The organism is Burkholderia sp. DN3021, assembly GCF_049805555.1.
GTDB classification, from domain to species: domain Bacteria; phylum Pseudomonadota; class Gammaproteobacteria; order Burkholderiales; family Burkholderiaceae; genus Burkholderia; species Burkholderia pyrrocinia_C.
In genome coordinates this window covers 1-21165 of record NZ_JBNCAB010000012.1, presented here as the reverse complement: position 1 = coordinate 21165, position 21165 = coordinate 1, and the positions used below count along the sequence as shown (strand labels likewise).

15 protein-coding genes and 2 pseudogenes are annotated in these 21165 nt (G+C 63.0%); 6 read left to right on the top strand and 11 right to left on the bottom strand.

The features are described 5' to 3' along the window. Positions 1-42: 42 nt before the first annotated feature. Both cqsA and ACPUER_RS08915 read right to left on the bottom strand, forming a co-directional pair. Complete coding sequence (gene cqsA / locus ACPUER_RS08920) at positions 43-1320, bottom strand: alpha-hydroxyketone-type quorum-sensing autoinducer synthase (protein ID WP_175962973.1); 1278 nt, start codon at positions 1318-1320, stop codon at positions 43-45. A gap of 255 nt (positions 1321-1575) precedes the next feature. Beyond that, positions 1576-1743, bottom strand: a pseudogene (locus ACPUER_RS08915) (IS110 family transposase); the annotation flags it as partial. 10 nt (positions 1744-1753) lie between these two features. Between ACPUER_RS08915 and ACPUER_RS08910 the strand changes: the two are divergent. From ACPUER_RS08910 to ACPUER_RS08895, 4 genes and pseudogenes are all read left to right on the top strand, one after another. Continuing rightward, a complete protein-coding gene (locus tag ACPUER_RS08910) occupies positions 1754-2473 on the top strand; it encodes an autoinducer binding domain-containing protein (protein WP_425130885.1) in 720 nt (239 codons plus the stop codon). Between the two features lie 158 nt (positions 2474-2631). Next, positions 2632-3837 (top strand): MFS transporter, encoded by a 1206-nt coding sequence (locus ACPUER_RS08905; protein ID WP_425130884.1) that lies wholly within the window; start codon positions 2632-2634, stop codon positions 3835-3837. Between the two features lie 37 nt (positions 3838-3874). Then, positions 3875-4005, top strand: a pseudogene (locus ACPUER_RS08900) (IS3 family transposase); the annotation flags it as partial. A 263-nt stretch (positions 4006-4268) separates the two neighbouring features. Then, positions 4269-5171, top strand: coding sequence for a LysR substrate-binding domain-containing protein (locus ACPUER_RS08895; protein WP_425130915.1), 903 nt, complete (start codon positions 4269-4271; stop codon positions 5169-5171). 123 nt (positions 5172-5294) lie between these two features. Here ACPUER_RS08895 and ACPUER_RS08890 read toward each other — a convergent pair whose 3' ends face one another. The 4 genes from ACPUER_RS08890 to ACPUER_RS08875 form a co-directional block, all read right to left on the bottom strand. Then, on the bottom strand, positions 5295-6689 hold the full coding sequence (locus ACPUER_RS08890; RefSeq protein ID WP_425130883.1) for an efflux transporter outer membrane subunit: 1395 nt from the start codon (positions 6687-6689) through the stop codon (positions 5295-5297). Then, entirely contained in the window at positions 6686-9877 is a 3192-nt protein-coding gene (locus tag ACPUER_RS08885) for an efflux RND transporter permease subunit (RefSeq protein ID WP_425130882.1), read from the bottom strand. Before ACPUER_RS08885 ends, ACPUER_RS08890 begins: the two co-directional genes overlap by 4 nt. Beyond that, positions 9874-11073 carry an efflux RND transporter periplasmic adaptor subunit gene (locus ACPUER_RS08880; protein ID WP_425130881.1) on the bottom strand — a complete coding sequence of 400 codons (1200 nt, stop codon included), beginning with the start codon at positions 11071-11073 and terminating at the stop codon, positions 9874-9876. Before ACPUER_RS08880 ends, ACPUER_RS08885 begins: the two co-directional genes overlap by 4 nt. Positions 11074-11545: 472 nt before the next feature. Further along, positions 11546-13294, bottom strand: coding sequence for a cholesterol oxidase substrate-binding domain-containing protein (locus tag ACPUER_RS08875; RefSeq protein ID WP_175962967.1), 1749 nt, complete (start codon positions 13292-13294; stop codon positions 11546-11548). A gap of 980 nt (positions 13295-14274) precedes the next feature. Between ACPUER_RS08875 and ACPUER_RS08870 the strand changes: the two genes are divergently transcribed. Together ACPUER_RS08870 and ACPUER_RS08865 are read left to right on the top strand one after the other, a co-directional pair. Continuing rightward, a complete protein-coding gene (locus tag ACPUER_RS08870) occupies positions 14275-14469 on the top strand; it encodes a hypothetical protein (protein WP_175962965.1) in 195 nt (64 codons plus the stop codon). Between the two features lie 176 nt (positions 14470-14645). Further along, entirely contained in the window at positions 14646-15458 is an 813-nt protein-coding gene (locus ACPUER_RS08865) for a helix-turn-helix transcriptional regulator (protein ID WP_425130880.1), read from the top strand. A gap of 312 nt (positions 15459-15770) precedes the next feature. On the opposite strand, the gene ACPUER_RS08860 is transcribed toward ACPUER_RS08865, so the two are convergent. The 5 genes from ACPUER_RS08860 to ACPUER_RS08840 form a co-directional block, all read right to left on the bottom strand. Then, entirely contained in the window at positions 15771-16673 is a 903-nt protein-coding gene (locus ACPUER_RS08860) for a helix-turn-helix transcriptional regulator (RefSeq protein ID WP_425130879.1), read from the bottom strand. A 390-nt stretch (positions 16674-17063) separates the two neighbouring features. Beyond that, positions 17064-18764, bottom strand: a complete 1701-nt coding sequence (locus tag ACPUER_RS08855) for a cyclic peptide export ABC transporter (RefSeq protein ID WP_425130878.1) — start codon at positions 18762-18764, stop codon at positions 17064-17066. Positions 18765-18780: 16 nt separating this feature from the next. Next, on the bottom strand, positions 18781-19260 hold the full coding sequence (locus tag ACPUER_RS08850) for a hypothetical protein (RefSeq protein WP_425130877.1): 480 nt from the start codon (positions 19258-19260) through the stop codon (positions 18781-18783). Between the two features lie 63 nt (positions 19261-19323). Further along, positions 19324-19980, bottom strand: a complete 657-nt coding sequence (locus tag ACPUER_RS08845) for a glycosyltransferase family 25 protein (protein WP_175962960.1) — start codon at positions 19978-19980, stop codon at positions 19324-19326. Beyond that, a complete protein-coding gene (locus ACPUER_RS08840; protein ID WP_425130876.1) occupies positions 19977-21050 on the bottom strand; it encodes an alpha/beta fold hydrolase in 1074 nt (357 codons plus the stop codon). The genes ACPUER_RS08845 and ACPUER_RS08840 overlap by 4 nt, the downstream gene beginning before the upstream one ends. Positions 21051-21165: the final 115 nt, after the last annotated feature.

The following is a 21165-nucleotide window of genomic DNA, read 5'->3' as shown; positions in this document are numbered from 1 at the left end:
TCCCCCGCATCAATGTGATTGACGCTTAGGCGTTCATGTTGCTTACACTGCTTGCCTGATGGCCGCTATCCGGTCGATCGCGCGTGCGCTGGCGTACATCCGCTGTGTTGACGGCCAGTCATCGAGCTCGACCTCATCGCGAATCGCTTCGCAGACCTGGACGATCCGCCGCAACTCGTCGTGAGTAAGTGCCGCATGAACGGAGAGCCGGATTAGCGCGCGGTTTTTCGCGGTGGCAGGCGCGCAGAAGACCGAGCCGAAAATGCCATGCGACTCGAGCGCGTCGCGTAGTTTGATCGTCCGTTGCTCCGTGCCGGACTCGAGTGCGATGATTTGAGTTTCACTCCCGTTAAGGTTATAACCGAGTCGCGTGAGTTGCTCGCGCAGGTACCGTGCATTTTCTGCGACCTGCGTGCGCCGCCACGCTTCCTTTTCGATCACGAGGATCGTGGCCTCCAAGGCGGCGGCTTCATGCGGAAGCAATGTCGAGCTAAAGATCGCCGGACGCGATTCGAACTTGAAATACTCCTGAAATCGGCTCGAGCAACTGATCACGCCCGCGCGGCCAGCGAACGCTTTTGCGAGACTCGCCGTGCGGAAGTGCACACGATCGGTCAGCCCCAACTCGACGACGAGCCCTGCGCCATCCGGCCCATGCGTGCCGAGCGAATGGGATTCGTCGACGACTAGCACGCAGCCGGCCGTTGTTGCCACGTCGACGACGTCGGCCAACGGACAAACGCTGCCGTTCGTGCTGTAGATCGAGTCGACGACTACGATGCCAGGTCCATGACGACGGATTTGCCGCGCGAGATGGTCAGCATCGTTATGGGCAAAGGCGACAGCTTTCGCGCCTGAGCTTTGCACGCCTTCCCATAGCGACATATGGGCCATCATGTCGAGGTAGACGGGCGTTTCGGCGGAAGCGATTGACTGCAGCAAGCCGGTATTCGCTGCATAGCCGGATTGACAAAGAATGGCTGATTCCGAGCCCATGAAGCGGGCGAACCTGTCTTCGAGCTCAAGCAACGGACATGCACCGTGCAGAAATATGCCAGACATCAGCATCCCATTGCCCTCCGACTTTATGCTTGCGCACATCGATTCGAGGATATCGGGGTGTCGGGCGATCGACAAATAATCGTTGCTCGACAAATGCAACGCGTCGGGGCCAGGCAAACGTCCTCGCATAATATGGCCACCGTTCCAGTTCCCTTGAACGCGTTCGCGATAATAGCGTGTGACACGTTCGGCAACGAATGCCGGAAGCGAGACTTCGCCAACGTTCGACTTGGATTTTCCTTCGTAATGTTCGTACACTTTAAGCTCCTTATGGTCAACTGCACGGTTGTGCAGCGCTGCATAATGAGCCACCTGCCTGTTATAAAAAAATCGCGATAATCTTGACAGAGAGATGCCGTCTATCCTTTCCGTATCGTAAAATGTATACCAATAAAGGATTTTTCATTTTTTTTTGTAAGAAAGTGATGGGCTGGTAAATATCGTTCGCCGAGATATCTGGAATATCTATGTGAGGCAGTCGGGCCTGGCGATCGCCGCGCCGGATTCGGCGATAATTGCCGATGAGCGCTTGGTGTGGCGTTGCCCTTGCTGGATCTCGCGCGTGCAATTAGCCCATGAGACGGGGTCTCGCAAGGCTGGGTAGGTGGAGAGGAGCAGGGCGCGTTTGAGCACCTTATTGCCGCGTCGGGATGGATGTTCGCCTCGGATGGGCGAGTTAGCCGGAGAACGAATGGAGCTGCGCTGGCAGGACGCCTACCATCAATTCAGCGACGCGGAGAACGAGCAGCAGCTCTTCCAGCGGATCGCCGCGTATTCGAAGCGCCTGGGCTTCGAGTACTGCTGTTACGGAATCCGGGTGCCGCTGCCCGTGTCGAAATCGGCCGTCGCGATCTTCGACACCTATCCGGACGGCTGGATGGCGCACTATCAGGCGCAGGACTATATCAAGATCGATTCGACGGTCCGCGATGGCGCCCTCACCACCAACATGATCGTCTGGCCGGACGTTGACGAGGTCGCGCCATCCCCTTTGTGGGAAGATGCGCGCGAGGCCGGGTTGTCGGTCGGCATCGCGCAGTCGAGCTGGGCCGCGCGCGGCGCGTTCGGCCTGCTGAGCCTCGCGCGCCATGCGGATCGCCTCACGCCTGCCGAAATCGACATGCTCACGCTGCAGACCCACTGGCTCGCGAACCTGTCGCATTCGCTGATGAGCGGCTTCATGGTGCCGAAGCTCGCGCCAGCGGCAAGCGTCGTCCTGACGGCGCGGGAACGCGAAGTGCTGTGCTGGACCGCCGAAGGCAAGACGGCATGCGAGATCGGTCAGATCCTCAGCATCGCGGAGCGGACGGTGACCTTTCACATCAACAACATCCTCGTGAAACTTGGCGCGACCAACAAGGTGCAGGCGGTCGTCAAGGCGGTCTCGGCGGGGCTCATCGATATGCTCTGATGGAGGCGAGGCGCTTGGGTGTCACTACAATGTCGTCCGACCGCATTCGAGTCCGTCATACCTGACGCCCGACCCGTTCAAGCAGCAGTATTGTTCAAGCAGATCATCCCCACGAGTTACAGCGCACGCAACCGACATTCCGCACAACAATAGACGAAATGAGCGATTTGAAAAGCGAAGCCTTTCTTGGGACCCAGCATCACCCCGATGCGTCCCGTCGCCGCTCGCTGGTGGCCGCATGCGTCGCGCACGCCGTACACGACGGATTGACGGACGTCATCTACGTGCTGCTGCCCATTTGGCAAGTGCAGTTCGCTATCAATTACGCGCAGATCGGCCTATTACGCGGGCTCTATTCCGGCACGATGGCGGGTTTTCAGTTGCTCGCGAGTCGGGTAGCGCGGCGATGGGGGCGGGAGCGCATGCTGGTGGCGGGGACCGCGCTCGCAGGCGTTGCCTACCTGATCGCCGGTCAGGCCGCCGGGCTGGCGGTGCTGCTGGTCGCACTGGTACTGGGCGGACTGGGCGCGAGCACGCAGCACCCGCTCGCGTCCTCGATGGTCACCGATTCTTACGAGGCAGGCGGGGGCGTGAAGGAGGCGCTGGCCCAGTACAACTTCTCCGGCGACATCGGCAAGACGCTGATACCAGGCCTGATCGGCCTTCTGTTGACGGTCGTGACGTGGCGCACGGGCGCGACGCTGATCGGTGTGCTTGGCGTGGTTTCGGCAGGCCTGCTGTGGTGGCTGATTCCGTCGCGCGGCGCGCTGCATGCGGCGCGCGAGACGATACCGAAAGCGGCCATCGGCAGCGGTTCGTCCGGCGGCTTGCGCGCGCTGCTCGCGACCGGCACCCTCGACAGTGCCGTGCGGATGGGCTTTCTGACGTTCCTGCCGTTCCTGCTGAAAAGCAAGGGTGCCGGCACCGCCGGTATCGGTCTCGCGCTGACGTTGCTGTTCGTGGGCGGTGCATTCGGAAAGCTGTTCTGCGGCTATCTGGGCGTGCGGATCGGGATGATGAAGACAGTGTGGCTCACGGAGTCTGCCACGTCGCTGCTGATCGTGGTCGCGGTGTTCTCGCCACTCTTCGCAATGATGGCGATTCTGCCGCTGCTGGGACTCGCGCTGAACGGGACGTCGTCGGTGCTCTACGGGGTCGTGCCTGAACTGGCGGGTGCCGGCAAGCGCGAGCAGGCGTTCGCGTTGTTCTATACGGGCACTATCGGCGGTGGCGCTCTGTCGCCGGTCCTGTTCGGCCGTCTGGGCGACATTGCGGGTGTCCCAACCGCGCTGCTCGCCTTGGCGTCAATCCTGCTGCTGACACTCCCGTTATCGCGGTACGTACAGAAGGGGCTGGACGCCTAGTGACCTGGCCCCGGCAAACAGGGCCAGCCGGAGTCGTCAAGGGAAAGCACTGAGCCCGCAGGTCAAAGGGGAGGCGGTCGCGGCGATTCGGGAGAAGGTCGACATCTCCGAGCGCCGCGCCGCCGGCCCGCCGGGCTTTCTCGCAGCGTATTGCACGACAACAAGAAGCGCCGGACCACGAGAACGAGTTGCTGGCGCCGCGTCGGGTGGCGCTGGCGCACGAGCGTCGTCGGTACGGCTAGCTCCGCCTGCACGCCCTGGCGGAACGCGAAGGCATGCACGTCGATCACAAACTCCATACACCTCGGACCTCCGGGTTTCATCGAGTTTGTTGACTGGAAATCAAATGTGATTCGCTCCGATTTATGGTTATCAGCGAAACAAAGCCGCACTATCGTAGCGGTTTACGATTGGTGCCTGATTCTCCTCCCATGAAGACCACACTAGACGAAATGCTCGCGTTCGTAACGATCGCGGACATTGGTTCGCTGACCGGTGCAGCGGACCGATTGCATCAGCCGACCTCCGTGATGAGCCGCGTTCTGCGGCGTCTCGAAGATAAACTGGATACGACGCTGATCAGACGCACGACACGCCGGCTGGAATTGACGGAAGAGGGCAACGTTTTTCTCGACTATGCGCGAGACATCATTGCATCGGTCGAGTTTGCCGAGGACCAAATCGCGCGGCAGCACGAAATGCCGGCGGGCCGTCTGCGGATCAATGCTGCGATGCCATTCATGCAGCATGTGATCGCACCGATGATGCCGGGGTTTCGCGACGCGTATCCGGCGATCGAGGTTGAACTTCATACCAGCGACGAGATCATCGACCTGCTCGAACAGCGCACTGATGTCGCGATCCGGATCGGAGAGTTGCGCGATTCGACGCTGCACGCGCGTAAGCTCGGCGGCAGCCGGTTACGCATTCTCGCCAGCCCGGGCTATCTGGAGAAGGCCGGCGTGCCTGCCGGCGTGGCTGACCTCGCGAACCATACCGTGCTCGGTTTCGTGCAGCCGGAGGCGCTGAACCATTGGCCGTTGCGTAACGCGGACGGCGACGTGTATCGAGTTCAGCCGGCGTTGCAGGCATCGAGCGGAGAGACGCTGCTGACGCTGGCGCTTAACGGCACCGGTATCGTGTGCCTGGCAGACTACATGACAGGCGCCCATCGTCGCGACGGCAGCCTCGTCGAATTGCTCGTCGACGACACCATCGAATTCCGCCAGCCGATCCATGCAGTCTTCTATCGCAACGCGACGCTATCGTCGCGGATCGTCAGCTTTCTCGACTACGTCAGCGCGGAGTTGAAGGACGTCGGCGACATCGACTGAGCATGGCCCATGCGTGATCGGTCACGCAGGAAATAAAGGGTGACGGGTTCGGCTTCGATCGAATCCGTCGCCCTTTGCGTAGATCGGTCAATGTGCGGCATCGATCGATCCTGCCGCATACACTTATTGCCCCAGCGCGCTCATCAGCCTGACCTTGCTGAGCATTTCGTCGGTCCGCGCCTGCGCGAGCGCATCCTCGGCCGTGAGCAGCGAGCGCTGCACTTCCAGCGTATCGATGAACGCCGATTCACCGCTGCGCCACGACCGGTTGATCTGCGTATACGCACCGCGCGCATTCGCCACCGCGCGTTCGAGGCGTTCGGTGCGACCGTGATTGCGGGCGGTCGCCGCGACGGACGTCTCGACGTCGCTGACTGCCGTCAGCACCGCCGTGCGATAGGCGGCGACCGCTTGCTCGGCCTCTGCGCGGCGCAACGCGACCACGCTGCGCCGCCGCCCGCCGTCGAACAGCGGCGCGCTGGCGCCGGCGCCAGCCATCCATGCAAGCGAACGCGCGAGCGTGGCACCCGAGAAGCCATCGATTGCCGCACCGATCACGCCGATCAGTTGCAAGTGCGGTTTCAAGTCGGCCTCCGCCACGCCGATCCGCGCATAGGCTGCGACGACGCGCGCCTCGGCTGCGCGGACGTCCGGTCGCCGGCGCAGCAGATCGGCTGGCGTGCCGATGCCCGGCGCGGGGGCCGACCATGCCGGCCATGGCGCGGGCGGATCGAGTCGTGCGTAGGTGTCCTGCACCGTCGATGCGCTGATGATCGACAGCCGGTGGATCGCTGCCTGTCGCTGCAGTTGCAGCGAGGGCAGTTCGGCCAGCGTCGTCTCCGTCTGCGCGGCGGCGCGGTCGACGTCGGCAATCGGTACGACGCCCGCGTCGAACAGGCGCCGCGTCGATTCCTCGGTGCTGCGCTGGCTCAGCGCGTTGGCCTCGACCAGTGCCAGGCGCTGCTCGAGGCCGCGCACCGTCACGTAGGTACGCACGGTCTCGTCGATCGTCGCGATCCGCACGGCCGCCGCATCGTTCTGCGCGGACGCGATGTCCGCGTCGGCGGCCGACACACCCTGACGGATGCGCCCGAAGATATCGATGTCCCATGCAAGGCTTGCATTGAGATCGAACGCGTTGCCGGTCGTCGGCGTATCGGTCGGGAACGCTTGCGATGCCGATTGCCGCTGGCGGCCGGCGCTCGCATTCAGGTCGAGTGACGGGAGCCACTGCGACGCCGCGCCGATCCGTACCGCGCGCGCCGCGTCAATGCGCGCGACCGCGGCCTTCAGGTCAAGGTTGTTCGCGAGCGCCATGTCGACCAGCCGGTCGAGAATCGGATCGTGAAAACCGTGCCACCATGCGACGGTGTCGGCCGCCGGGCCGCCGGCCGACAGATCCGCATTCGCATACGTCGAAGCCAGCGGCGGCGGTGTGACGTCGGCGACCGGCGCGCTGGTGCACGCGGTCAGGACGGCCGCCGCGGACAGCACGGCCACAAGTCGAATGAACTTCATTGCACCACCTCCGTCGCGACGGCCGCGACAGCGGTCTTGCGCATCGCGAGCCGGCGAACCATTACATAGAAGACGGGCGTAAACAGCAGCCCGAAGAACGTCACGCCGATCATGCCGAAGAACACGGCCGCACCGACCGCCTGCCGCATTTCTGCGCCGGCGCCTTCGGATATCACGAGCGGCAGGACGCCGAGAATGAACGCAAGCGACGTCATCACGATCGGGCGCAGCCGCTGCACGCACGCTTCGACGATGGCGTCGACGAGTTCGATGCCGTCGGCCTCCAGCTGCCGCGCGACCTCGACGATCAGGATTGCGTTCTTGGCGGCAAGCCCGACCAGCACGATGAAGCCGATCTGCGTGAGGATGTTCACGTCCTGGCCGAGCCCGCGCACGCCGAGCGATGCGGCAAGCAGGCACATCGGCACGATCAGCAGGATCGATGCGGGCAGGCTCCAGCTGCCGTACTGCGCGGCGAGCACCAGATACACGAGCAGCACGCACAGCGGAAACACGAGCAGCCCCGTGTTGCCGGCCGTGGTCTCCTGGTACGACAGATCGGTCCATTCGAACGAGATGCCGGGCGGCAGCACCTGTTTGGCGAGCGTCTCCATCGTCTTGATCGCGAAGCCGGAGCCGAGGCCCGGTGCCGTATCGCCATTGATTTCCGTGGCGGGGTACAGGTTGTAGCGCGGCGCGCGATCGACGCCGAGCGTATCGTCGATGCGTGTCACGCTGCCGATCGGCACCATGTCGCCGTCGCGGTTGCGCACCTTCAGCCGAGCGAGATCGGATGCGTCGACGCGGAATGGCAGGTCGGCCTGCGCGGTGACGCGATAGGTGCGCCCGACGATGTTGAAGTCGTTGACGTAGGTCGAGCCGAAATACGTTTCGACCGCGTCGTTGATTTCCTGGCTCGGCACGCCGAGCATCTCGGCCTTCTCGCGATCGAGTTCGACATGCACCTGCGGGTTCGTTGCGGAGTAGGGCGTATAGACGCCGACCATGCCGGGCGTGCGGTTGGCGGCGGCGACGAGCTCCTGCGTCGCCTTGGCGAGCGCGGCGGTGCCGAGGCCGTTGCGGTCTTCGAGTCGCATCGCGAAGCCGCCTGTGCTGCCGAGGCCCTGCACCGGCGGCGGCATCGCGACGACGATCGACGCTTCCGTGACGCTTGCCAGCCGTTGACGCATCTCGGCTGCAATCTTCTCGATCGTCAGTCCCTGCGTCTTGCGTTCCGGCCACGGCTTGAATACCGGGAACAACCCGGCACTGTTCGACGAATTCGTACCGGTCGCCGCATTGACGCCGGAAAAAACCGGCACGCGGGCGACCCCCGGCACTGACAGTGCGATGTCCTCGATCTTGCGCGCGACCGCGCTCGTGCGTTCGAGCGTCGCACCGTCAGGCATCCGCACGAGCACGACCAGGTAGCCGCGATCCTGCGCCGGAATGAAGCCCTTCGGGCTCGATACGAGCAGATAGCCGGTCGCGGCGATCAGTACGACGTACAGTGCGGCCATCGCAGGGATAATTCGCACAACTTTCCGGACCAGCCTGCCATACGCATCGGACAGGCGCTGGAACACGCGATTGAACGCGTTCGCGAAGCGCTGCACGACGCGCATTGCAGGCGCGAACAACGCGGCAACCCGCGACACGGGCGCGGCCGAATCGTGTTCGTCGGCATGCGCCTTCAGGATCATGGCCGATAGCGCAGGCGCGAGCGTCACCGATGTGAAGAACGAGATCGCTGTCGACACGGCGATCGTCACGCCGAACTGGCGGAAGAACTGGCCCGAGATGCCGGGAATGAACGAGGTCGGCACGAACACCGCGCAAAGCACGAGCGTGATCGCGAACAGGGCGCCGCCGACTTCCTTCATCGTCAACAATGTCGCGTCGCGCGGCCCTGCACCGGTCGACAGGTGTCGCTCGACGTTCTCGACGACGACGATCGCATTGTCGACGACGATCCCCACCGCGAGCACGAGGCCGAACAGCGTCAGGTTGTTGATCGAATAACCGAGCGCGGCCATTGCCGCGAATGTGCCGACGAGCGACACCGGAATCGACAGGATCGGGATGATGGACGGCCGCCAGCCCTGCAGGAACAGCAGCACGACGAATACGACCAGCACGACGGCCTCGTAGATGGTCTTGACCAGTTCGTGGATGCTGTCGCCGATGAACGCGGTCGGGTTGTAGCCGATGTTGTAGACGATGCCCTTGGGGAAGTCCTTGCTCAGTTCCGCCATCTTCTTCTCGACCGCGTCCATCGTCGCGACCGCGTTCGCGCCGGGCTGCTGCAGCACTTGCAGCGCGATCGTCGGGTGGCGCAGCATGTAGCTGTCGGTCGCGTATGCGAGTGCGCCGACTTCCACGCGCGCGACGTCCTTCAGCCGCACGAGCCGCCCGTCCTTGCCTTGCTTGACGACGATGCTGCTGAAGTCCTCGGGGCGCTTGAGCCGCCCTTCGAAGATCAGGTTCGGCTGGAATGCCTGGTTCGTGATCGGCGCCTGGGCGACCACGCCGCCCGCGAGTTGAGTGTTTTGCGCGCGCACCGCGGCGATCAGGTCGCTCGGGCTCAGGCCGAACGACGCGACGCGCTCGGGATCGAGCCAGATGCGCATCGAGTATTCGCGCGCGCCGAGCGGGTTGATGTCGCCGACGCCGTCGATACGCTTCAGCACGTCCGCGACGTTGCGGATTGCGTAGTTCGACACGTACAGCGGGTCGTAGCGCTGGTCCGGCGAGTACAGGAAGATCGTGCCGAGCTGCGTCGGCGACGATTTTCGCACCGACACGCCGCTACGCTGCACCGGCTCCGGCAGGCGCGGCGTCGCCAGCGCGACGCGGTTCTGCACGAGCACCTGCGCCTTGTCGACATCCGTGCCTGGCTTGAACGTCGCGGTGATGTTGAGGCTGCCGTCCGACGTCGCCTGACTGTACATGTACAGCATGTCCTCGACACCGTTCACTTCGAGCTCGATCGGTGTCGATACCGTTTGCGACACGGTTTCCGCAGACGCGCCGGGATAGGTTGCCTGGATGACGACAGTCGGCGGCGCGATGTCCGGGTACTCGGACACCGCGAGCGAGAAATAGGCCAACGCACCGGCGATCGTCACTACGATCGACAGGACGATCGCGAGCACCGGCTGCTGGACGGACAAGCGGCCGAGGTTCATTGCGCGCTCCCGGTCGTGCCGCTGGCCTTGTCGGTTGCCTGGGCCAACGTGGCTGTATTCGTTGCATCGATCGCGCGCGGCACGGCCTTGACCTTGTCGCCGGCCTGTACGCGCTGGAAACCGTCGACGATCACGCGGTCGCCGGCGTTCAGACCGGCGTCGATTTCGCGCAGGTTGCCGTGCAGGCGGCCGGGGGTCACCGGGCGGATCGCGACCGTGCCCTTCGCGTCGACGAAATACAGCACGCGATGCGTCGCGTCGGTCGCGACGGCCGAATCGGGTACCAGCAGCGCATGATGCGCGACGCGGCTCGACAGGTAGACGCGGCCGAACTGGCCGGGGCTCAGGCGCCGGTCCGGGTTCGAGACGCGCGCGCGTTGCCGCAGCGTGCCGGTCGAGTTGTCGAGGCGGTTGTCGACGAAATCCATCGTGCCCGTCAGCGACGGTTGTGCGTCGCCCGGCAGTGCGATCGCAACGCGCCGCGACGACGCATTGCCACCGCTTTTCTGCGCTTCGCGCGTGTAGCGCAGGTAGCTTTCTTCATCGACGTCGAAATAGATATCGATCGGATCCTGCGACACGATCGTCGTCAGCACGGTCGCGTCGCTGTCGCCGCCTTTCACGAGGTTGCCTTCGCTGACGAGCTTGCGGCCGATGCGGCCGGACATGGGTGCGACGATGCGCGTGAAGGACAGGTCGAGCCGTGCGCGCTCGAGCGCGCCTTGTGCGCTCGTTACCTCGGCCTGTGCGCTTTGCACGGCCTGGCGGCGTTGGTCGTAGAGGCTCTGTGCGATCGTGTCGGTCTTGATCAGGACGCTGGCCCGTTCGAAATCTTGCCGGCTCAGCTTCAGTTGCGACTGCGCGCGTTCGAGTGCGCCTTGCGCGGCCGTGACGGCCGTCTGATACGGGCGCGGATCGATGACGAACAGAAGGTCGCCCTTCCGAACGTTTGCACCGTCCTGGAACGCTACCTTGTCGAGATAGCCGCTCACCCGCGGGCGCACGTCGACGGTATCGACGGCTTCGAAGCGTCCGGTATAGACGTCGACGTCGTTGACGTCGCGGGCGACGGGCGGGCTGACGATCACGCTCGGCGTCGCGGCCGCCGCCTTGTCGTCCGACTGGCAGCCGGACAACGCGACGAGCGCGGCCATCGGAACGGCCGCAAGCGCGGCCCGTCGAGCGACGCGCTTCAATCCTGGGTATCGGTTCATATTCGTGCGAATTGTCGAGTGAGGCGCCACGCGCCGGATGGTGCGCAGTATCGTGTGTGGCGAGCGGCCGATAAACGGACAAAACGGCATAAGAACTTGTACTCCGCAGTCACGAATCGCCGTTTGTCGGCGGTGTGTGAGCGGGTTCGGCAGGAAATGGCGGTGCGCGGGGGCGTGCTGCTGCGACGAGCGGCCCGGATGCCTGCTCAGGCAATTCGGGCTGCCGGTTCGGAGGAAGTGGAGAAGAGGCGGCTGATGGTCCGCCTGCTGCGGGAAGGCGAAGACAGGTACGGAAAGAATCGGTGCAACCCCGGTAGGGGGCGGAAACGATGCACCGACAGATACCTGAACCGGTCGAGAGGGGCCCGGAATCTTCCCGCCATGTTCAAAAGAGTTCTCGCGCGCGGCGCGCTGCGCACATGGCAGCGCGCCGCGCCGGCTTCCGTCGGGATTGCTACGGCATCAACCGATCGAGCAGCGGCGACCGGAAGATCCGGTGCGGGTCGTAGCGTTCGAGGGTCGCGCGCGCCGCATCCCAGCTGCTCGACGGCGGCTGGCCTTCACGATGCAGGTTCGGGATCGTGGTGGCGAGCATAGTGCCATCCTGCCAGGCGGCCGTGTCGGTATAGCCCCAGCCCTTCGACCATTCGGGACGCAGCGTTGCATACGAACCGGTGTAGTTTGCGAGCATCCATTGCTCGATCTCGCGATAGAAGCGATCGGCGCCAGGCGTGCCCGGTAACGTCAGGATATCGAACCATACGGCGATGTCCCATTCCGGATGATCGGGGCGCGGCTTGAGCGCGGACAGCGTGGGAACGACCGCGCCGGCGCCGGCATCGGCCGGCTTGTCGAGACCGGTGACCCGGATCTCGACGGGACCGTTGATCGGGTACTCGCCGCGCGCCTTGTATGCGTCGATGCGATTCTGATAGAACTGCACGAATTCGCTGATCACGCGTTGCACGTCGGCACGTCGCGCCAGTACCGCGTAGCCGTTCGCGGTGACGCGCAGCGTCGTCGGCCGAATGTACTGCAGTACGGTGCGCGACCAGCCCCAGATGTCCCCGCTGAGCGTGAGCGCGAGGCCGGCGGTCGTGATCGCCAGCTGCGTCTGGCCGAACAACGGCGTCAATGCGCCTTCGCCGTTGATCACGATCCGCTTGACGAGATCCGAGATGGACTGCGAGATCGAATCGGAGAACGGATAGTTGTACGGCTGCGTGACGGTGCGCGACAGGAACGGCTTGCTGGGCGTCGGCGTCCAGACCTTGAGCCACGGGCACGTCGTGAACGGGAACCAGATCGCTTCCATCCGGCCCGCTCGATCGAGAAACGACGCGATCGTTCGGCCGGGCGTGCCGGCCGGCGCAAATAGTTCGGAAGACGGAATGTCGACGAAGCTCTGGCAGCGCAGCCGCTGGTTCGGGCCTGCCGTCAGCGTAACTTCGACGACGAACGCCATCCCGATGTGCGCGAGGAACGCGCCGATCTCGGGATCGCTGCGCTCGAACCGGCGCAGCACGTATTGCTGCCGGGCCGGATCGAACACGATGGCGGTCAGCGCGACCACGAGATTGCTTAGCGAGCCGTAGGTGTGGCCCGGTTGCAAGGTTTCACCGGCCGCCGGTACGGCGGTGCCGTGCGCGTCGATCGCAAGCGCACCGCCGAGCGTGATGCCGCCCGGCGCAGGCACGGCGACCATGCCGAGGCCAGATTGCTCGAGCGTCGCGAGCAGCGACTCCAGCGAGACGCCCGTTTGCGCGGTGACGCGCGCCGGGCTCGCCGACGTGTCGACGGAGACGGCCGTCAACGACTTCGTCGTATCGAGCAGCACGAGGTTCGCGGCGCCGGCGCTTGGGTCCAGCGTCAGGGGCGACCAGTTGTGCATGTAGCCGCGCGGACGTACCCGATAGCCGTTCGCGCGGGCCCAGTTGACCGTCGCAACGACGTCGTCGGCGGAGCGTGGCGCGGCGGTCCATACGTCCTGCACGGCGATCTCGCCGCTCCAGTTCTGGAACGCCTGCTTGTAAAGCGGGATGTCGGCCGGGAAGCCGGGCGGTGTCGCGCCGGCCGTCAGCGCGTGCGCCGCAATCTGGTAGACCGGTGTCCAGCCGGTGACGACGCCGGCCGCCGCGAGTTTCGCCATGTTGGCCAGGAAGGCGCGACGCGGCGCAGGTTCGTCTCGAAAGTCGTGACTCATGGTGTGCTCCAATTTCTCGGAATTGTTTGACAGATTGGAAAGACGACAAATGACGCGTTGAGGCCAGTGTGGTGATTCAAGCAGGCGTGACGCGCGGGAAGCGTTGCGCGTTGGCGGGCCGGGATTGAAAAGAGGACGGTGCGTTTGACAATGCGCGGCCGCGCGTCATCACGGACGTCTGGAAGGGAATCGAAAAACCGCCGACGACTTTTGCAACTGGCCGTCTCGGCCTGTCCTGCCGGCAGGTGGATATGGAGATTCGACTGAATAGCGTGTGACGAAACGCTAGCCGCGACGATCGATAAAAGATGATTGAACGTGCATATTAATTTTCATGTTTCATTTTTTTAAATAAACCCGCTTGTAGTTCAAAATCGGGCGACGGTTTGTCGTTTATTTCGCCGGAAAAGCGTAGCAATTTATCTGTCGGGCGGCAAGCGGTGGGGCGGGTAAATTGCGTGCGATTCAATATGGATATTTTGTGACGGACAATGATTTCGCGATTTGTTGATATTTTGCAACGCCCGTATCGGCGGCGCTGTATATGTTGATTGCGGCGATTTTTATCGCCTGACGGTGTAATCGACGGCGCTGCCGCAAGTAGGAGCAAAATAATTATGCTTTTCCGTCGCGCAGATTGAATCGATCGTTGATCGAATCGAAACAATATCTGGAGGAAAGTGCTTGGGGCTGCGTGGTGAGCGGGAGCGATGTGATGAAATTCGCCGATTCTTCTCTCGAACAAGACCTGTTGGACGAAAATCCATGGTAGGCGGTTTCCGGGCGACTATTACAAAATTTCGTGGTAAATAAATATCGATTTATATTGATCTACCATAATTTTGCTCATGAGCGGCTTGCAAGTTGATCGATTTTTGGTCTGCAAGCGGAGAGATTTAAGAAAACGAATGCCACGCTAACTGCAGATATTTTAAATCGTCGCTATCATACGCGGCTGGGATATTCATGGATCAAATTCAATGGAAAGGATCATCTCGCTTTTTGTTCATGATTTTTCGTTGAGTTCATCGGGAACGCACCCGCTCCTGGCCGGCGCCGGGTTTTCCGATTCAGGCCTTCAGCGCGTCCGGCGGCAGCCCATTTTCAATCAGCAACGCTCGATGACTGAAATGGACGTTTCAGCTTCTCGCGGGGGCGATCTCGCATCGAACTGAACAGAGCACGGCGCGCCGCCGTTTCGCGTGAGCCGAACACATCGGCGCGCACCGCAACGCGAGAACGCATGACGGCGCGTGCCGAAACGCGCGCCGCGCAAACCGCGCCGGCTCGCCCGCGCCGGCGTTGCGCCGCCGTCCTCAAGCACGCACAACAAGGAAACAAGGAGAGTCAGATGTTCGCGATGTTCTCGAAGCTCGGGAAGGTGATTTCGAGCGCCGGCAGTGAGCGGTTCGCATCCGACATGCATGCATTGCTGGTCGAATCGATTCCGCTCGCGATCACCCGGATGACTGAATGGACGCTCGACGAGCCGGCGGGCGAAGTCGTCCACGTGCAATCGCTCGGCGCATTCGGCGCGCCGGGTGACGACGGGCGCGGCAGCGGGCCGGCCGCGCATGGCGAGCGGCCGCCGGCAGCGCATTCGCTGTTGAACCGGATCGTGGCCGCTTGCGACCGGCAGCTCATTCACATCAATCCGCTGATGCGGAGCGGCAATGACCGCGAAGTCGCGCCGCCGCGTGGACCGGAAGGGGGATTTCAGTGCCATCTCGTGTCGTGCAAGGCGAATCGCCGCTACGTGATCTCGCTGCATCGAACAGCGTCGCATTGCGACTTCTCGTTGCACGAGATGTCGTTCCTGAAGAATTTCGCCGATACGCTGCTGCCGCTCGTCGAGTGGCATGCGTCGACGCGCCGGCACGGCGACCTCGAAGGCACGACGATGCCCGCCGTCGAGGCGCTGCGCCAGGAGTTCGAATCGCGGCTTGCGCGCGCGGCGGTCGTGCTGTCGGCGCGCGAAAGCGAAGTGTGCCTCGGCCTGCTCGCGGGCAAGATGCTGCGAGAACTGGCCGGCGAGCTCGGTGTGAAGGAGAGTACGGTCGAGACGTACATCAAGCGCGCCGCGGTGAAGCTCGGCATCAGCGGCCGGCACGGGCTCACGAAATGGATGATCGACGATTACGTGCCGTGCGCGTCGGCGGCGTGATGCCGTCACGCCGTGCGCGGGCGCCGATACCCGGCGCGCGACCAGCGCCGCCGGCCGGCGTGCCGGGATTGCTGGCGCGCGTGCGCGCGCCGGCGCTCTCGTCGCGGGCGATGACGACGATGTCACCGGGTGCGGCGGCTCGGCCTTCGTCGTCGGCCTGATTGCCGACGTGCGGCTCGAGGTGGTGGCCGGCGGCAGCTATCCGATGCTGTTTTGCACGCAGCCCGCGTCGGCGTCGCGCGGGCTGCAGCTCCTGGCGCGCCGCGGCACCGGCACGCGCTTTCGGACCGCTAGCCTTCGGGTGCCGACGCTTCAGGTGCCGATGTATGGCGATGCGCAGTCGCGCCGCACGCTTCTCGTGCCGTCTCGGCGTGCTCCAGTCGCGGCCTCGCCCGCGGCCCCTGCCGCCTCGTCGAGCATCCAGCGCGTGAGACCATGGCGCCCGCCGAAGCCGAGCTTGACGGCTGCCCGCTTCAGGTAGGTCTCGACGGTGCTTTCGCGCAGCGCGAAACGCACGGCGATGGCGGGCACCGTGTCGCCGGCCAGCAGCGCCGTGCATGCCTCGATCTCGCGCGTCGACAGCTTGACGCCGGCTTGCCGCAGACGGTCGGCGAACCGCCGCGCCACGCGCTCCCGGCCCGATTGGGTCGCCGGCGGCGCGGCGGCGGCCGCGTGGGCGGCCGGCGGAGCCGAATCGAGCGCCGCGACATGGGTCTCGACGATCGGAAACAGCACGTGCGAGAGCTCCTTGAGGACGGCCTGCTCCCGCGACGAGAAGTCGTCGAACGTGTTCGTGCGATACAGCGAGATCAGGTAATAGTGGCCCCGCTTGCGGGTCAAGAGATGGAACTGCGCGCAACGCGGCGGCACGATCGCAGCCTGCATGAGGACGAAGCGATGGAGCAGCGCGTGGGTCGGGCCGTGGCCCGCGAGCGTGTCATCGACGTGCACGCAGCTCGCGCCCGAGCGCGGCGGCATCTGCGGCCCGTAACAGGCGGCTGCCGGGCCGGCCTTCGCGAGCGCCGCGCCGACCGCGCCGAGGCTGCGCACCGCGAGATCGCCGTCAGGCGTCGCGTCGACCGCGAGCTCCGAAATGCGGATCTCGTCGACGGGGACGGCCGCAGAGATCAGGCTGTACATCACTCGGGGAAAGCGTCGGCTCCCGCTGCTTGAGATCGCTTCGCCGACGTGTGCGAACAATCTGCTGAACTCCATGAACGGATTCCTGGTGAGACGTTGAAGCTGCGCTTGTGCGCATGGTTACCGACATGATTTAAACACCCGGTGGCGAACGCGTCTGTAACGGATAGCCGGGACAGGCGAATTGCGGTGGCGTTCGCGAGCTCGCCGCGCTGTCGACGCGCGGCGAGATCTCGGCAGTGGCTGAATGCCGCTTGATGAAAGGAAAATCGGTTGACCCTGATTGATTGAATTATTTTGGCATTGACGCGGATTCTTTAAATAATGCGAAGAGCGATCGGCCGGCGTCGCGATTGCAGATCGAGTTGCCCGGGATCGATGAACGCCGGCCATTCGGTCGCGGGACGGTGCGGCGGATTGGATCTGCGCGGAGCTGCAACGCGCGCACTGCATCCGGATCGCTGCTCATCCCGCAACTTCGGCCCGGACGGCACACATGGCCGTATCGGAGAAGATGCGGCCGCTATCCAGGCGAATGACCCGATCTGCGAGCTTGAAGTACTGATCGTCGTGGGTAATGATAATGACGCATTTCCCGCGGGATTTCAGATCGGGAACCAGCACTTCATAGAAAAATCTCTTGAACACCGGATCCTGATCGGCAGCCCATTCGTCCAGGATGTAAATCGGACGATCCTCGATATAGGCGCAAAGCAACGCCAATCGCTTGCGTTGCCCTGTCGATAAGGCCCGGGTTGTCGAGTAATTCTTGCCATCAATCTCTATTTTGTCCGCCAATTTCAGTGTTTCAAGATATTTGCGGGCAAGCTCGATGCTTGCATTTTCGCGGTCCGGCCCTATGATGCGATTGAACAAATGGAAATCGGTAAAGACGGCGGAAAACAGGTTGCGGTACCGTTCCCTGGCATCGTCGTCAACGACTTTTCCATCAAGGGCAATATGGCCTTCGGTAGGCACATAGAGGCCGCTGAGGACTTTGCCCAACGTGCTTTTGCCGCTGCCGTTTCCACCGATGACATAGACGAGTTCTCCGGCATGAATCGACATATTGATGGGGCCGAGCACAAAATCGACCGACGAATCGTTGTCACGATAGTTCATCGTCACATCTTTCAGCTCAATGCGTTGCCATGGATTCGCCGAGGATTCCCTGGTGCGCGGATGGGGCGGTTCCTTGCGCGAATCCTCGCCGTCATCGATCAAGAAACCGAATTCCGCCAGCCGGGCGAGCGCGGTTTTGCCTTCGGCCACGATCGGCAGAATACTGATCAGCATGGTCAAAGGCCCCATCATGTAGAGAACGGCCAGAATGCTCGCCGTGAGTACGGAGGGGTCCACGACGCCGAACGAAGGTACGCCGAAAAGCAAAAATCCGAGCAGGACCGCTACCGTGATCTGGCCAATGCTGTCGCCGCTCATGAACCAGAAGCGTTCTATGTAATTGAATCCTGCCACGCGCTTCGATGATAATTCGATCGCAGCCCTGGTAAACCAACGTCGTCTGGTCCTGTTGAGCTTGAGTTCCTTGATTCCGAACACGAGGCCATGGGTATATTCATTGAACTGGACAAATTCATCGCGAACTCTTTCCGTGAAATTGACCGCCTTTCGATAGAAAAACAGATAAAGCGCCAGGCCAACGATTGTCAGGGTGATTGTCGAAGCGAAGACAATCCACGACAGATAGGCGAGATAGGCGATGCTGCATACCAGGACGACGGACTGAACGATGATCGTCGGTATGGTGAGCAGGGTCTGGCTCAACTGCGGAATGTCCTGCGTCAGCATGGTCAGGATATTCGGGGCGCCGCGTCGGTCAATTTCATCCAGTGGGGTCGCCAGGATCCTTTTGCATAGATTGACGCGCAGTCTCGTCATGACTTTCATGCAGGCATAGGAGGGCATCACGGCGGCGCTGCTCCTGCAGAAAACCGCGATGACGTTCACCGCAATGAATATCGTCAGCAGCGTCTGTCGGTCGTCCTGGTCATGCAGCACCCTGCTGATCAATCCGACGCCCACGATCGACGCAATGCCGCTGACGAGGCCCGTAAGGACCGTGCCCAGGGTCAACCAGGGATGACTGCGCCACATCAGGGTGACGGCCGAATGCCACGGCGGCGATTTACTTTGAGCGGAATCCATGAGTCGCCAATATCGTTCAGTTGATCAGGTGGCTGAGTTCGACGTTTTGTGCCGCTGATCTCAATCTCGACGAGGTTTCGTGCTTGCCGAGGAACGCGATGCTTTCCACGATTTCCAGCGGCGAGTCGGAAAACAGGATGCAGCACTTCAGCAAGCGCTGCGCACGGTCCCAACCGAGGCCCGATGAATCGGCCACGCTACGCAACGAAGCCTCGACCGACGCGACTGTCCAGCTATCGTTCCGTGTCAACCGCGCTTCGATCAGTCGAAGAAACTGCAGGAGGGTGCGGGGATTCCTTTCGATGCTGTACATCAGGATGTAATCAACCCGCCGTGTCTTCGTGATCAACGGAAAAATCAGATCGATCACGTCGTCGATCGATTCGCATTTCCCATAAGCCAGCGAAATTGCCTCGCCGAGCTTGCAGTCCCGGTGGAGCGAATCGAGCGCGGACTTTACGAACTCCGTTTCGAGGTCAACGGTGATGGTTTTCATGAGCTTCAATGGCCTGTTGAGATAGGGACCGCAAGGGATCGCAGCGCGCGCCGGCCGCAGGCGTTACCAGCCATCCGGAATCGGAAAGGAATAGGTCAGCGGCTTTTCCGGCATGACTTCGTCCATGATGTCGGAGTAGCCGGACTCCTGTCCGACCAGATTGGGTTCGAAGCAGTAGCAATTGAACTTCTGCTGCAGCATGAGGTTGTTGCGGTCGTTGATCGCCGGCGGGTTTTCGTTGATCGCAATGAATGCGTCGTAAAGCGAGTCCCTGACGACGTAGGCGTGCGCGGTGAGCGTCTCCACGGCCTTGACGATGTTCGGCGCGACGGGAATGGGGGGCGTGAAATGATAGGCGCCCAGAAACAGCATGTGCCAGTCTTTCGGCACTTGCGCGATGAACTCGGGGAAGCGCGCGGCGAAGTCGGGGTCGAAGAAGGCGTCGTCTTCGAAGATCAGGACTTCGCTCGCGCCTGCGGCCTTGGCCTGCTTCACGGCGGCAAGATGGCTCATCGTGCAGCCGTAGTCCTGCGGACGCATATGGCTCAAGGATGGCGGCACGGTCACCAGCCTTGCATCGACGGCGGGCAGTCGTTCCACCGTGAGGATGTTCTGTTCGGCGAATTTTCTTTGCATCGCTTCCCAGCGGTCGGGGCGCCGGTCCAGATTGATGCAGACCTTGCGGGCGAAAGCGTTGTCGATCGTCTGTGCTGATTTCATGAGCGTTTTTTTTCCAGAAACTGATTGACGCGGGTAGCGAGGTTGGCGACGTGCGGGTCGAGCAGCATGGTCAGGTGGTCGCCGGGTACGTCCATCACCTCGACGGGCAGCGCCGAGAAGCGGGACCACCCCCAGGTCGGGTCGAGGCGGAGCTGCGCGATCTCGGGCGACGGATCGTAGTCGCCGGGATCCCGCTCGGTGCTGCGGAACAAGGCGATCGGCACGGGAAGCGGGTCGGCTTGCGGCGCGTAGCGCGATTTGAAGTTGGCCTGATAGACACGTAGATAGGCGCGCAGGCGGTCGGATCCGGCATCCGCAAACCAGTTGCCGCGGTCGCCGATTCGGTCGAGGATCAGGCCGGCCTGGCCGTCGGGGTCGAGCTGGACGAGGTCTTCTCGCGTCACCTGAAGGTCGGCCCCGAGGAAGGTGCCGATTTCGTGGGCGATCGCGACCAGCCATTCGGTGTCGTCCCAGTCTTGCCAGTAGGTTGCGGCCGGGCTGTCGATGGGCGCGGAAGCGTCGAAGATCGCCAGCAGTTCGACGACCGCGCCCTTGGCGACGAGCTGCCGGCTCATTTCGAGCGCCACCTGCGCACCGAACGAGTGGCCCGCCAGGTAGTACGGACCGGCGCCCACCAGCGGCCAGATGGATTCGATATGACGGGCCGCGATGTCTTCCACGCGGGTGAGCGGCAGGCAGGAGCCGTCGAGGCCGAGCGCTTCCAGGCCGTGCACCGCGTGAGCTTCGCTCAGGTGGTTCGCGAGCGGGTGGAAGTAGACCACGTTCCCGCCGGCGCCCGGAAGGAGGAAAAGCGGCGCGGCGGGACCGCCGTCCCGGATCGGCACGAGTCCGCCGGCGGGGGCGGCCGGCGCTTTCCCGGCCAATGCCGCCGCCAGTTTCTCGACGGTCGGATTCTCGAACAGACAGGAAATGGGCAGCCGGCGATCGAACGCTTTTTCGACATTGGCCATCAGCTGGATCGCGATGATCGAGTGTCCGCCGAGGTCGAAATAATTGTCGCTGACCGCGATGTCGTTTCTTTTGAAGATCCGCTGCCAGATCTCCAGCAACGTGCTTTCGTCCGCCGTCGGCGCGCGCGGGGGGGGGGGGGGGGGGGGCCCCGGCGGCGGCGGGGGCGGCCCCGCCCCCCCCCCCCCGGCCGCGCATGACACCTGTGCAGTGCAC